This window comes from Agromyces ramosus, from assembly GCF_030817175.1.
GTDB lineage: Bacteria > Actinomycetota > Actinomycetes > Actinomycetales > Microbacteriaceae > Agromyces > Agromyces ramosus_A.
This window is the reverse complement of record NZ_JAUSYY010000001.1, coordinates 1,062,970-1,076,398: the sequence shown is the minus strand read 5'-3', so window position 1 is coordinate 1,076,398 and position 13,429 is coordinate 1,062,970. Positions and strand designations below refer to the sequence as shown.

Below are 13,429 nucleotides of genomic sequence, written 5' to 3'. Positions count from 1 at the left end.
GTCGGCGGCGGCATCCGGCGACCGCCTCGGAGATTCCAGCCTACCGAGGCCCGAAACGCGAACGAGCGGATGCCCCGGCTGGGACATCCGCTCGTTCGATGCGCGTCGCGCGACTCGGCTAGAGCTCGGCGGTCTCGGCCGCGTTCTCGGCCATGACCTCGAGCGGGGTCGGGCCCGACGGGGGCACGACCTCGCCCTGCTCGGCCGCAAGCTCGGCGTCGAGGTCGGTCGCCGCCTGCTCGAACTGCGAGTTGTAGAGGCGGTAGTACGCGCCCTTCGCGGCGATGAGCTCGTCGTGGGTGCCCTTCTCGACGATGTCACCGTGCTCCATCACGAGGATGAGGTCGGCATCGCGGATCGTCGAGAGACGGTGCGCGATCACGAACGAGGTGCGACCCTCGCGGAGCGCCGCCATCGCGTGCTGCAGCAGCAGCTCGGTGCGGGTGTCGACCGACGAGGTGGCCTCGTCGAGGATCAGCACCGAGGGCTGCGCCACGAAGGCGCGCGCGATCGTGATGAGCTGCTTCTCACCTGCGGAGACGTTCGACGCCTCTTCGTCGAGCACCGTGTCGTAGCCGTCGGGCAGCGAGTGCACGAAGCGGTCGACGTAGGTGGCGCGAGCCGCCTCGAGGATCTCGTCGTCGGTCGCCGACTGGCGGCCGTAGCGGATGTTCTCGCGGATGGAGCCCGCGAACAGCCACGGATCTTGGAGCACCATTCCCGTGCGGGCGCGCACATCGTGACGGGTGAGGTCTGCGATGTCCTGCCCGTCGAGGAGGATGCGCCCGCCGTCGAGCTCGTAGAACCGCATGATGAGGTTCACGAGCGTCGTCTTGCCGGCACCGGTCGGGCCGACGATCGCGACCGTCTGCCCAGGTTCGACCCGGAACGACAGGTCGCGGATCAACGGACGCTCGGGCGTGTACGAGAACGACACGTGCTCGAACTCGATCGTGCCGTCGCCGTCGACCGGCGCCGGTGCGTCGGCGGTGTCGGGCTCCTGCTCGTCGGCATCGAGCAGTTCGAACACGCGCTCGGCCGAGGCGGTGCCCGACTGCACCACGGCGGCCATGCCGCCGAGCTGCGAGAGGGGCTGCGTGAACTGCTGCGAGTACTGGATGAACGCCTGCACGTCACCGAGTCGCAGCTGGCCGCTCGCGACCATCAGCCCGCCGAGCACCGCGATGCCGACGTAGGTGAGGTTTCCGATGAACATCATGCCGGGCATGATCATGCCCGACAGGAACTGCGCCTTGAACGCGGCCTCGTAGAGCTCTTCGTTCTCGGCACGGAACTTGTCGCTCGCGTCGCGCTCACGGCCGAACACCTTCACGAGGGCGTGACCCGAGAACGACTCCTCGACTCGGGCGTTCAGTCGGCCGACCTTGCGCCACTGGATGCCGAACGCCGCCTGCGACTTCGGGCCGATGATGCCGAAGATCACGCCCATGAGCGGGAGTGAGATGAGGGTGATGAGCGTGAGCTGCCACGAGATCGAGAACATCATGATCATGACGCCGACGACGGTGAGCACGCTCGTGAGTGCGCTCGACAGCGACTGCTGCATCGTCTGCGTGATGTTGTCGATGTCGTTCGTCACTCGCGAGATCAGCTCACCGCGCTGCACCTTGTCGAAGTAGCTGAGCGGCAGGCGGTGCACCTTCGCCTCGACGTCTTCGCGCATGCGCCACATCGCCCGCACCATGATGACGTTGATCACGTAGCCCTGGATCCACGACAGCACGGATGCGCCGATGTAGAGGAACAGCACGATGATGACGACCTGGCTGAGTGCGACGAAGTCGATGCCGGCGCCCGGCGTGAGCGTTGCCGCCTCGATGATGTTCGCGAGGTCCTCTTGACCTGCGGCGCGGAGTCCCTCGACGGCCTGCTCCTGCGTCACTCCGGCAGGGAGCTGCAGTGAGATCCAGCCCTCGAAGATGATGTTCGTCGCCTCGGCGAGCACCTTCGGCGCGATGACGGCGAGCACGACGCCGATCGAACCGAGCAGCGACGCGAACGCGAACGCCCACTTGTGCGGTGCCAGCAGCCCGATCATGCGGCGGAAGCTCGCGCCGAAGTCCTGCGCCTTTCCGGGCGCGACGCTGTCCCAGGAGCCCGAGTTGATGCGCGCCTCCTCGGCGAGCTCGTGCTCGATGCGCTCTTCTTCGGTCATCGGCTTCGGTTCGGCCTGGCGGCCACGACCGCGGCCGTTGGTCTTGTTGGTTTCGGTGCTCATGCCGTGGCCTCCACTCCGAGCTGGGATTCGACGATCTGGCGGTAGGTCTCGGATGTCTCGAGCAATTGCTCGTGCGTGCCGATGCCCACCATGCCGCCGTCGTCGAGCACGACGATGCGGTCGGCGTCGGTGATGGTCGAGACGCGCTGCGCGACGACGATCTTCGTGACGTGCGGCAACTCGCGCCAGAGCGCCTGCCGCAGCCTCGCGTCGGTGGTGAGGTCGAGCGCCGAGAACGAGTCGTCGAACACGAGGATGTCGGGGTTGTGCACGATCGCCCGGGCGATCGCGAGCCGCTGGCGCTGGCCGCCCGAGACGTTCGTGCCGCCCTGCGCGATGCGGGCGTCGAGACCGCCCTCCATGTCGGCGACGAAGTCACGGCCCTGCGCGATCTCGAGTGCATGCCAGAGCTCGGCGTCGGTGGCCTCTTCACGGCCGAACCGCAGGTTGGATGCCACGGTGCCGGCGAACAGGAACGGACGCTGCGGCACGAGGCCGATCGTCTTCCACAGCCGGTCGAGGTCGGCTTCGCGAACATCGACGCCGTTGACGCGCACCGATCCGCCGGTCGCGTCGAACAGGCGGGGGATGAGCGAGATGAGCGTCGTCTTTCCTGCGCCGGTGGAGCCCACGATGGCGACGGTCTCGCCGGGCTCTGCCCGGAAGGTGATGCCTTCGAGCACGGCGTGCTCGGCACCGGGGTAGGCGAATGCGGCGTCGTCGAACTCGACGGAGCCCACCGAGCCGAACTCGGTCACCGGGTTCGCCGCGCGAGTGAGGGTCGACTCGCTCGCCAGCACCTCGCTGATGCGCTCGGCCGACACCGCGGCACGCGGGATCATGATCGTCGTGAAGGCGGCCATGAGCACACCGCTGAGGATGATGGCGACGTACTGCATGAACGCGAAGAGCGTGCCGATCTGCACGTCGCCGTCGTTGACCTCGAACGCGCCGAACCAGATGACGCCGATGACCGTCACGTTGATGACGAGCATGAAGAACGGGAAGAGCGTCACGAACAGCGTGCCCACTCGGCGTCCGACGTCCATGATGTCGTCGTTCGCACCGCGGAACCGCTCCTCTTCGATGCGCTCGCGTACGAACGCGCGAACCACGCGGATGCCCGTGAGCTGCTCGCGCATGATGCGGTTCACGGTGTCGAGCTTCACCTGGAGGCTGCGGAACAGCGGCACCATGCGGCTGATCACGATGATCGCGACGAGGAGGATGACGAGCACCGACGCACCGATGAGCCAGCTGAGGCCGACATCCTGGGACACCGCCATCCAGATGCCGCCGATCGCGAGGAGCGGCGCGCTGACGAGCATCGTCGCGCCCATCATCGCGAGCATCTGCACCTGCTGCACGTCGTTGGTGTTGCGGGTGATGAGCGAGCCCGGCCCGAACTTCGAGACCTCGCGCTCGGAGAACGCGCTGACCTTGTCGAAGACGTCGTTGCGGATGTCGCGGCCGAGCTTCATCGCGGCCTTGGCGGCGAAGTAGGTCGCGATGATCGCCGCGGCGATCTGCCCGAGCGAGATGGCGAGCATGAACAGCCCGGTCGACCAGATGTACTCGGTGTCGCCGGTGGAGACGCCGTCGTCGATGATGGCGGCGTTGAGCTTCGGCAGGTAGAGGCTCGCGGCGGCCGAGATGATTTGGAAGACCAGCACGCCGAGCAACAGCCAGCGATAGGGCTTCAGATAACGAAGGAGGAGTTTTCCGAGCATGAGGTCTCCGGTTCGGAGGGGTGGAAAGGGAGCTCGACGGATGCCCCTGCGACGCGTGCATGCGTGCGAAAGAGCGGCGACCCGACGGTGGGCCTACAGTGTCGCACCCCCATGCGACAACGCAGCATTCGACACTTGCATGAGCGATGGGGTGCGTCAAGCGAGCCCGTGGGCGGATGCCCCTGATGGGCGCGGATTTCGCTCAGAGCGTGACGCCACGAGCCTCAGGCGCCGGAGCCTCCGGCGATGATGTCGCGGATGGTCGCGACCGGGAGCTTCGGCACGCGGTGCTCGTCGGTCAGTCCGTTCGCCTCTTGGCGGGTGTCGGTGAGTTGGGTGTAGCAGAATCCGGAGAGCACCGGAGACATGCGCAGCGCCGAGACGAGCGCGCGCAGCCGACCCTCGAAGTCGTCGGCCGACGTTGCCACGGAGTAGCCCCAGGTGTCGTCGGGGGCGCCCGGGGCGAATGAGATGCCGCCGAATTCGGTGACCATGACCGGCTTGCCGTTCGTTCCGCCGGGCAGCGCCACGAGACGTCGGCCGGCGGGGCCGATGCCGTCGCGGAGCGCGTCGACGGCGGCGGCATCCGCATAGCTCGCGCCGAGCGCCTCGCCGGTGGTGGCGTAGTCGTGGATGGTGAGGAGGTCGGATGCCGCGTGCTCCCAACCGTCGTTCGACACGACGGGCCGCGACGGGTCGAGCGCCTTCGTGAGGTGGAACAGCGCTTGGACGTAGTGGAGCTGCGCGGGGTCGCGCGAGATGTGCTGCACGCCCCAGCTCTCGTTGACGGGCACCCAGGTGACGAGTGACGGATGCGCCGCATCTCGCGCCAGGACGTCCATCCACTCGCGCACCGTGCGCTCGATCGCGCGCGGCGAGAACTCGAACGCGCTGCCGATCTCACCCCAGACGAGGAGTCCCAGCTTGTCGGTCCAGAACAGCAGGCGGGGGTCTTCGACCTTCTCGTGCAGGCGCACGGCGTTGAATCCGAGGTCCTTGATGAGCTGCACCTCGGCGCGCAGGGCGTCGGCGCTCGGAGCGGCGAGGTGCGACTCCGGCCAGTAGCCCTGCTCGAGCACCGAACGCACGTAGCAGGGACGGTCGTTCAGCAGGAAGCGCCCGCCCGCCTCCTCGATGCTGCGGAGCCCGAGGTAGGAGAACACCTCGTCGACGACGACGCCGGCCTCGTCGGTGATGCGGAGCCGCGCGTCGAGGAGGGTCGGCCGGTCGGGCGACCAGAGCAGCTGCTCGTACCCCTGCCCGTTGCCCTGCGTCGGCAGCGACAGCGAGAACCGATGCTCGGGCTCGGTCAGCTTCACCCGGAGCGACGCGAGCTCGACGCCGTCGTGCTCGATCTCGGCGTCGAGCCACAGCGGCCGCCGGGGGCGGCCCTGCAGGCGGAGCTGCAGCGACACCTGGGCGTTCGTGACGTCGGGCACCCAGTTCAGCCGGGTGACGCGATCGTCACCCACGGCCTCGAGCCAGACCGGCTGCCAGATGCCCGTGGTTCGGTGGTACCAGATGACGTGCGGCTGCTCGAGCCAGTCCTGCTTGCCGCGCGGCTGCGAGACATCCGCCGGGTCGTCTTCGGCACGCACCACGATGGTGAGCGGGCCGTCGCCGAGCGCCTCGGCAGGGAGCTCGAACGAGAACGGCGTCTGCCCGCCTTCGTGAGAGCCGAGGAGACGGCCGTTCGCCCACACCGTCGCGCGGAAGTCGACGGCACCGAAGTGCAGCATCACGGTCGGAGCGTCTTCCGAGCGCCCGGCCTCGTCGAGCTCGCCCGGCGTGATGAGACGCCGATACCAGACCACCGGGTGGAACGAGGTGTCGCCGATGCCCGACGCGGGCGACTCGGGCGGGAACGGCACGGTGATGCGGCGGCCGAGTGGAGTCGTGCCCTCGTGCCAGCCGTCGCTCAGCCCGGTCACCTCGTCGTCGTACGCGAACTCCCACTCTCCGCACAGGTCGGCCCAGCGGTGGCGCACGAGCTGTGGTCGCGGGTAGCTGCCGTCTTGCTCACTGGCCCGCATGGTCGAGGTTTCACGCATGGAGGAAATCATGTCGCATCTCTACAGCGCTGTAAAGCGCGTGCCCCGAGCCTCGTCTGCCCTCGGTGGTGTGGAGGGGCTTCAGGCGCGCGGGGCGCTCGCCCGCACCGCGACGGCATGCGGCACGATCACATGTCGGCCGGGACCGTGGTGACCCTGCATCCGCTCGTGCAGCAGGTCGAACGCGTTCGCCGCGAGCTGCCGCTTGTCGGGGGCTATCGACGTGAGCGTGGGCGTCGTGTAGCCGGTGATCGCGGAGTCGTCCCAACCGATCACGGCGATGTCGTCGGGCACCCGGAGCCCCCGGGCCCTGATCGCCGTGAGCGCGCCGGCGGCGAACCGGTCGTCGCGGCAGAGGATCGCGTCGAGTTCGACGCCGCCCTCGAGCGCGAGGGTGATCGCCGTCTCGGCGTCGTGACTCTCGAATCCCCGCGTGGTGAGCACGAGCGCGGGGTCGGGCCGGATGCCGCTGCCCACGAGCGCTTCCTGGTAGCCGAGGAGTCGGCGGCGGTTCGTCATCGTGATGTCGCCGTCGACGAGACCGAGGAAGGCGACCCGGCGACGACCGAGTGCGAGGAGGTGCGCGGCGCCGTCGCGCGCCGCCGCGACGTTGTCGATCATCACGTGGTCGGTCGTGACGGGGGCGTCGACCTCGCCGAGCAGCACGAGCGGGAGGTCGTCGTGCAGGCGGGCGATGTCGAGCGTGGCCATGCGGGTGGGCTGGAAGATGACGCCATCGACGAGGCCGGCCTCACGGTCCTGCAGCACGGCCTTCTCGGCCTCGGGGTCGCTCAGCGTCTGCTCGATGATGACGCGATAGCCCCGCTGCATGGCGATGTCGGCGAGGTGGCTCGCCATCTCGCCGAAGTACGGATGGTCGATCTCGGGCATCGCGAGCGCGATCATGCCCGTCTTGCCGGTCGCCAGTCGCCGCGCGGTCAGGTTCGGCCGGTAGCCGAGCTCGTCGATCGCGGCCTGCACCCTCGCGCGCATGTCGGGTTGCACGTGCGCGTAGCCGTTGACGACGTTGGAAACCGTCTTCATCGACACCTGTGCCCGCTCGGCGACATCGATGAGCCTCACTCGTGCCATCGCCCCTCCTCGCGTCGCCTCGATTCTAGGGGCGGCCCGCTCGGCGACGGCGAGTCCGTATCGGTTTGCCACCTCCACTCGACAGCGGCTTTACAGCGCTGTACATTGTGCGAAGAGCCGTCGGAGCAATTCGGCGGCGACGTCAGCGCCGACCGGGCGCGACGCCGTTTTCAACGAGGAGGACGACCAGTGGGCAAGAGGCTTCGGTTCACACGGTTCATGCAGGGGGCGGCCATCGCTGCCGTCGGCGCGCTCGCCCTGGCCGGCTGCAGCGGCCAACCGGGCGGGGAGACGGCCGGTGGCGACTTCACCGGTGAGTACGACGGGCCAGAGGTGACGTTGCAGTACTGGAACGGTTTCACCGGCGGCGACGGTCCGTTCATGGAACAGATGGTCGACGAGTTCATGGCCGAGCACGAGAACATCAAGATCGAGTCGACGACGCAGGAGTGGAGCGACTTCTACCAGAAGCTCCCCGCCGCGGTCACCGCCGGCGAGGGCCCCGATGTCGGTGTCATGCACCTCGACCAGCTGGCGACGATGGCGGCTCGCAACGTCATCGTGCCCGTCGACGACCTGGCCGACGAGCTCGAGCTCAGCGCCGACGACTTCACCGAAGAGGTGTGGGACGCGGGGGTCTACCACGACGCCCGCTACGGCATCCCGCTCGACGTCCACTCGCTCGCGATGTACTACAACACCGATCACTTCGCGGCGGCCGGCATCACCGAGCCGCCGACCGACGCCGCGTCGTTCGCCGACGCCCTCGCGAAGCTCAAGGCGGCGGGATTCGAGAACCCGTTCTGGATGCCGGCGCTCTGGCCTGCACACCTCATGGACCTCTCGCTCATCTGGCAGAACGGCGGCGAGCCGTACTCCGAAGACGGCGCCGAGGCGACGTTCGACTCGCCCGAGGGCGTCGAGGCACTCACCTGGATGCGCTCGATGGTCGACGAGGGCTACAGCCCCGCCGACGTCGCGGCCGACTCTCAGTACGTCGCCTTCAAGAACGGCGAGACGTCGATCACCTGGGACGGCATCTGGCAGATCAACGACCTCACGGAGTCGGGCATCCCGTTCGCGGCGGCCCCGGTGCCGACGATCGGCTCCGACTCGGCGGTCTGGGCGAACTCGCACAACTTCTTCCTCGCTCGCCAGGCTGCGGCCGACGCGAACAAGGCGAACGCGGCGAAGGTCTTCATCGCGTGGATGAGCGAGAACTCGGGCGAGTGGGCGAAGGCGGGCATGATCCCCGCCCGCGAGTCGGTTCGCGACAGCGGCGTGCTCGACGGCACCGTGCAGCAGCCGATCGCCGAGCAGATCGGCTCGATGCGGTTCCTCCCGGCAGTCCCCGGCCTCGGTGCGGTGCAGGCCGAGACCCTCGAGGTCGCGGTCGCCGACGGCGTCCTCGGCAAGGCGCCAACCGAAGAGGCGCTCACCCGGGAAGCCGACCGCGCGACCCAGCTCATGGAAGAGAACCTCGAGAAGTTCGGCGAGTAAATCGTGAGCTCCCAGACGCCGGTGGGCTCTGAGACGCGCGTGGGCGCCTCCGTCGTGGAGGCGCCCACCGCGGCATCCGTCGCCCGGTCCTCGCACCGGCCCGGCCAGTCGCCGACCCGGCCGAAGCGGTTCACGCCGTGGCTGTTCCTCCTGCCGTACCTCCTGCTGTTCACGGTGTTCGTGATCGTGCCCTCGGTGTTCGGCATCTGGATCAGCCTCCACGAGTGGGACTACACGCTGCCGAACAAGCCCTTCGTCGGCGCGGAGAACTACACCGACCTCTTCGACCCCGGGTCGGTGAACGCTGGGTCCTTCTGGACCTCGATGCGGGCGACCGGCATCTTCACCCTGTTCAGCGTGCCGCTGCTGCTCGTGCTTCCGCTGCTCGTGGCCCTGCTCATGAACCGCAGGTTCCCGGGGCGCAACTTCTTCCGCGCCGTGTACTTCGCGCCGTACGTGCTCGGCGTCGCGGTCGTCGGCCTCATGTGGCGCTACCTGCTCGACAACAACATCGGCCTGGTCAACTTCTACCTCGGCGTCTTCGGCCTGCCCGACGAAACCGCGTGGACCACCTCGCTGCCAGCGGCATGGGTGGCGCTCGTCGGCGTCACGGTGTGGTGGACCCTCGGGTTCAACTCCGTGATCTACCTCGCCGCCCTGCAGGACATCCCGGCAGAGCTCTACGAGGCGGCTGCGGTCGACGGCGCGAATTCGTGGCAGCAGTTCCGACACGTCACGCTGCCCGGACTCCGCCCGATCCTGACGTTCGTGACGATCAACACGCTCATCGCGTCGGCCAACATGTTCGGACAGTCGTACATCATCACGCAGGGGGCGCCGGGTCGCGAGACCCGGACGGCGATCTACCAGATCGCCGAGACGGGCCTCCGCAACTTCCAGATGGGCGACGCGGCGGCGATGAGCTACGTGCTCACCCTCTTCCTCATGATGATCAGCGTGATCGTGTTCTGGCTCTTCCGGGAGAAGAAAGAGAAGCCCCTCACTTCGGGAGGAACGAAATGACCGCGCTCACCGGGCTCGCGACCGAAGCCGACACCGCCGTGGCCACCGGCCGGCCGAGCGACGCGCGCGCCGGCGGCCGCCGCCGCACCTGGGTGCAGGTGATCCGGTACATCCTGCTCGGCGTGCTCGCGCTCCTCTACATCAGCCCCGTGCTGTTCATGATCGTGACGTCGTTCAAGACGCGAGCCGATGCCGCGGGCATCCCGCCGACCTGGATTCCCGACCCCTTCACGACGCAGGCGTACGAGACGATCCTCACCGCGAGCGGCACGCCGGTGCTGATCTGGTTCTCGAACAGCCTCATCGCCGCGGTGCTGCACTCGCTGCTCGTGGTCGTGACCGCGTCGCTCGCGGCCTACCCGCTCGCGCGCATGACGTTCCGCGGTCGCGGAGTGGTGTTCAGCGTCGTGATCGCGACCCTCCTGATCCCACCGGTGATCCTCATCATCCCGAACTACCTCATCGTCGGAAACCTCGGCTGGCTGAACTCGCTCATCGCGATCATCATCCCGACCGCGGCATCCGCGTTCGGCGTGTTCTTCATGCGGCAGTTCTTCCTCAGCCTGCCGACCGAGCTCGAGGAGGCGGCGCTGCTCGATGGCGCGAACCGCTGGCAGATCTTCCTGCGCGTCATCCTGCCGCTGTCGAAGCCGGCGTTGGCGACGCTCGCGCTGCTGGCGTTCCTCACCAACTGGAACGATTTCCTGTGGCCGGTGTACGTGCTGTTCAGCGCCGACGTGCAGACCCTGCCATCGGGTCTCGGCACGCTGCAGTCGGCGAACGCGGTGCGGTACGACCTGCTGATGGCGGGCGCCGTGATCGCGAGCGTGCCGGTGCTGCTGCTGTTCGTGTTCCTGCAGCGGTTCATCATCGAGGGCGTGTCGCGGTCCGGGTTGAAGGGGTGAGCGGGGCGGTGCAGCCGATGCCGCAGGGCGTACGTCGCGCCGTCGGCGTCGTCGTCGCGGGGGTGCTCGCGCTCGCGGCGGCGGGTTGTGCCGCGGGCCCGAGCGGTCCGGATGCCTCGGGTTCGGCTGCGCCCTCCGCCTCAGGCGGGTCGGAGGCCGGGCCGGCTCCCGTCATCGATCGCGACTTCCCCGATCCCGACGTGCTCGAGACCGGTGGCCGGTACTACCTGTACGCGACGAACGACTCGCGCCGCAACGTCCAGGTCGCCGTGACCGACGATCTCAGCGAGTGGGAGGTGCTCGACGACGACGCCCTGCCGGTGCTGCCTGATTGGGTGATCCCGGGCAAGACGTGGGCGCCCGAGGTGACCGAGGTGTCGCCGGGCCGGTTCGTCATGTACACGACGACCACGAACTTCGACCCCGCGCTGCAGTGCATCGCCGTGGCCACGTCCGACTCACCGACCGGGCCGTTCGAGATCGTGGGGGAGGCGATGCTGATCTGCCCCGAAGACGAGGGCGGGGCGATCGACGCATCGACCTTCCGCGACGAGAGCGGCGGCCTGCACCTGCTCTGGAAGAACGACGGCAACTGCTGTGGGCTCGACACGTGGCTGCAGATGGCCCCGCTGACCTCCGACGGGGTGGCGCTCGCCGGGCCGTCGCAGCCGCTGGTCATGCAGACCCTCGAGTGGGAGGGCGACCTCGTCGAGGCGCCGACCCTCGTGCAGCGCGACGGCGTCTACCACCTCTTCTACTCCGCGAGCTTCTACGGTGACGAGTCCTACGCCGTCGGCCACGCGACCGCGCCGGCACTCGCCGGACCATGGACGAAGGACGAGGAACCGTTCTTCTCCACGGCGTCGACCGACGGGGCGCTGCTCGGTCCGGGTGGGCAGGACATCGTGACGGATGCCGCGGGCGACGACGTGTTCGTCTTCCACGCGTGGGATCCGCTGTTCCTCGCCCGCAAGGTCTTCACGTTGCCGCTCGTGTGGGAGGGCGGGGTGCCACGGGTCGTCGTGGAGCGGTGACCGCTGCACCGCCGGCTCGGCGCACGTTCATCGCGTGGGCGCACCGACGTCGTGCCGCCACCGCGACGAACGTGCGCCGAACCGGCGCCGCCCGCCCCGAGCAGCGAGAATGGGCCGCGGAGGTCGACGATGATCAGCACGCACGAGGTCGAGAACCAGGCACCGCCACGCGAGGGCATCGACGAGTTCGGCGCCAACCTGCCGCTCGCCGAGGCGGTCGCCCGATGGGGGCGCGCCGGCCGAGCGGTGGTCGGCGAGCGAGCGGATGCCTCAGGCGGCGGCCACGGGGCATCCGGTCAGCTTCCGCTGCACGAGGTCGGCACGCTCGTGGGGTCGGCGGCGTTCCAGCGCGACGCCGAGCGCGCGAACACGCACCAGCCCGTGCTGCACTCGCACGACCGGTGGGGCAACCGCGTCGACGAGGTCGAGTACGACGACGCGTACCACCGCATCATCGCGGCGGCCGTCGCTGCGGGGGCGCACACGTCGGCGGCGGCCGACCCCCGACCGGGTGCGAACGTCGACCGCGCTGCGGCGTTCTTCCTCTTCGCGCAGGTCGAACCCGGCCATGCGTGCCCGGTGTCGATGACGCATGCGGCGGTGCCGACGCTCGCGCTCGCGGCATCCGGTCTCCGAGACGAATGGATGCCGCGGCTGCTGAGCCGCGACTACGACCCCGAGCTCGGCGGTGCCGACGGCAAGCGCTCGGCGCTCGTCGGCATGGCGATGACCGAGAAGCAGGGCGGCTCCGACGTGCGCGCGAACACGACTCGCGCCGTTCCGACCGGTGTCGATGACGCGCGCGGTCGCGAGTTCGCGCTCACCGGCCACAAGTGGTTCTGCAGCGCGCCGATGAGCGACGCGTTCCTCGTGCTCGCGCAGGCGCCGGGCGGGCTCAGCTGCTTCTTCGTGCCGCGGGTGCTTCCCGACGGCTCGCGCAACGTGTTCCGCATCCAGCGCCTGAAGGACAAGCTCGGCAACCGCTCCAACGCCTCGAGCGAGATCGAGCTCGACGGCACGACGGCGTGGCTCGTCGGTGAAGAGGGTCGCGGCGTCGCCACGATCGTCCAGATGGTGACCCGCACCCGGCTCGACTGCGTCATCGGCTCGGCTGCGGGCATGCGGCAGTCGGTGGCCGAGGCGGCGTGGCACGTGCGGCACCGCAGCGCCTTCGGCTCGCTCCTCGTCGACCAGCCGGCGATGACGGCGGTCGTCGCCGACCTCGCGCTCGAGTCGGAGGCGGCGACGCTCACGGCGATGCGGCTCGCGCGGGCCTACGACGACGATGCGAACGGCTCAGAGCAGGCGTTCCGCCGCCTCGCCACGGCCGTGTCGAAGTACTGGGTGTGCAAGCGCGGCCCCGGTCACGCGTACGAGGCGCTCGAGTGCCTCGGCGGCAACGGCTACACCGAGGCGTTCCCGCTCGCGCGCCGGTATCGCGAGCAGCCGCTGCTCGCGATCTGGGAGGGATCGGGCAACGTGATCGCGCTCGACGTGCTGCGCGTGCTCGCCCGCGAGCCCGAGGCGTTCGAGACGTTCTTCGACCGCGTCGGTGCGGCGTCCGGCGAGAGTGCCGCCTTCGACACCGCGCTCGCCGAGTCGACGGCGCTCGTGCGTGAGCTCGCGGCGGCGGATGCCCCGACCGCCGCCGCCCGCGCCCGGGAGCTCACCGAACGCCTCGCACTCGTGCTGCAGGGCGCGCTCATGCTCGAGCATGCGCCGGGCCCGGTCGCCGATGCCTTCGTGCGCACCCGCCTCGGCGCTGAGGGCGGCCGGCAGTACGGCGTGCTTCCCCGCGGCGTCGACACGGCGGTGATCCTCGCGCGCGCCTGAGGCAGGTCGTGACGCCGTCGTC

At 69.0% G+C, this 13,429-nt stretch carries 9 protein-coding genes; 5 read left to right on the top strand and 4 right to left on the bottom strand.

Annotated elements, in window-relative coordinates; all coding sequences use genetic code 11:
* Positions 1 to 118: 118 nt before the first annotated feature.
* The 4 genes from QFZ26_RS05065 to QFZ26_RS05050 all read right to left on the bottom strand — a co-directional run bounded on the left by QFZ26_RS05065 (position 119) and on the right by QFZ26_RS05050 (position 7,112).
* Complete coding sequence (locus tag QFZ26_RS05065; protein ID WP_373460681.1) at positions 119 to 2,239, bottom strand: ABC transporter ATP-binding protein; 2,121 nt, start codon at positions 2,237 to 2,239, stop codon at positions 119 to 121.
* Positions 2,236 to 3,969, bottom strand: a complete 1,734-nt coding sequence (locus QFZ26_RS05060; protein WP_307039859.1) for an ABC transporter ATP-binding protein — start codon at positions 3,967 to 3,969, stop codon at positions 2,236 to 2,238. The genes QFZ26_RS05065 and QFZ26_RS05060 overlap by 4 nt, the downstream gene beginning before the upstream one ends.
* A gap of 224 nt (positions 3,970 to 4,193) precedes the next feature.
* Positions 4,194 to 6,020 carry a glycoside hydrolase family 2 protein gene (locus QFZ26_RS05055; protein WP_307039857.1) on the bottom strand — a complete coding sequence of 609 codons (1,827 nt, stop codon included), beginning with the start codon at positions 6,018 to 6,020 and terminating at the stop codon, positions 4,194 to 4,196.
* 81 nt (positions 6,021 to 6,101) lie between these two features.
* The gene (locus QFZ26_RS05050) at positions 6,102 to 7,112 is read right to left on the bottom strand and encodes a LacI family DNA-binding transcriptional regulator (RefSeq protein ID WP_307039856.1); all 1,011 of its coding nucleotides are present in this window, start codon (positions 7,110 to 7,112) and stop codon (positions 6,102 to 6,104) included.
* A gap of 189 nt (positions 7,113 to 7,301) precedes the next feature.
* Here QFZ26_RS05050 and QFZ26_RS05045 point away from each other — a divergent pair, with 189 nt between their 5' ends.
* The 5 genes from QFZ26_RS05045 (at position 7,302) to QFZ26_RS05025 (ending at position 13,407) form a co-directional block, all read left to right on the top strand.
* Entirely contained in the window at positions 7,302 to 8,612 is a 1,311-nt protein-coding gene (locus tag QFZ26_RS05045) for an ABC transporter substrate-binding protein (protein WP_307039852.1), read from the top strand.
* 3 nt (positions 8,613 to 8,615) lie between these two features.
* Positions 8,616 to 9,635 carry a carbohydrate ABC transporter permease gene (locus QFZ26_RS05040; protein ID WP_307039850.1) on the top strand — a complete coding sequence of 340 codons (1,020 nt, stop codon included), beginning with the start codon at positions 8,616 to 8,618 and terminating at the stop codon, positions 9,633 to 9,635.
* On the top strand, positions 9,632 to 10,540 hold the full coding sequence (locus tag QFZ26_RS05035) for a carbohydrate ABC transporter permease (RefSeq protein WP_307039848.1): 909 nt from the start codon (positions 9,632 to 9,634) through the stop codon (positions 10,538 to 10,540). The genes QFZ26_RS05040 and QFZ26_RS05035 overlap by 4 nt, the downstream gene beginning before the upstream one ends.
* A gap of 17 nt (positions 10,541 to 10,557) precedes the next feature.
* A complete protein-coding gene (locus QFZ26_RS05030; RefSeq protein ID WP_307039845.1) occupies positions 10,558 to 11,574 on the top strand; it encodes a glycoside hydrolase family 43 protein in 1,017 nt (338 codons plus the stop codon).
* A 129-nt stretch (positions 11,575 to 11,703) separates the two neighbouring features.
* Positions 11,704 to 13,407: an acyl-CoA dehydrogenase family protein gene (locus tag QFZ26_RS05025; protein ID WP_307039844.1), complete on the top strand. Its 1,704-nt coding sequence runs from the start codon at positions 11,704 to 11,706 to the stop codon at positions 13,405 to 13,407.
* Positions 13,408 to 13,429: the final 22 nt, after the last annotated feature.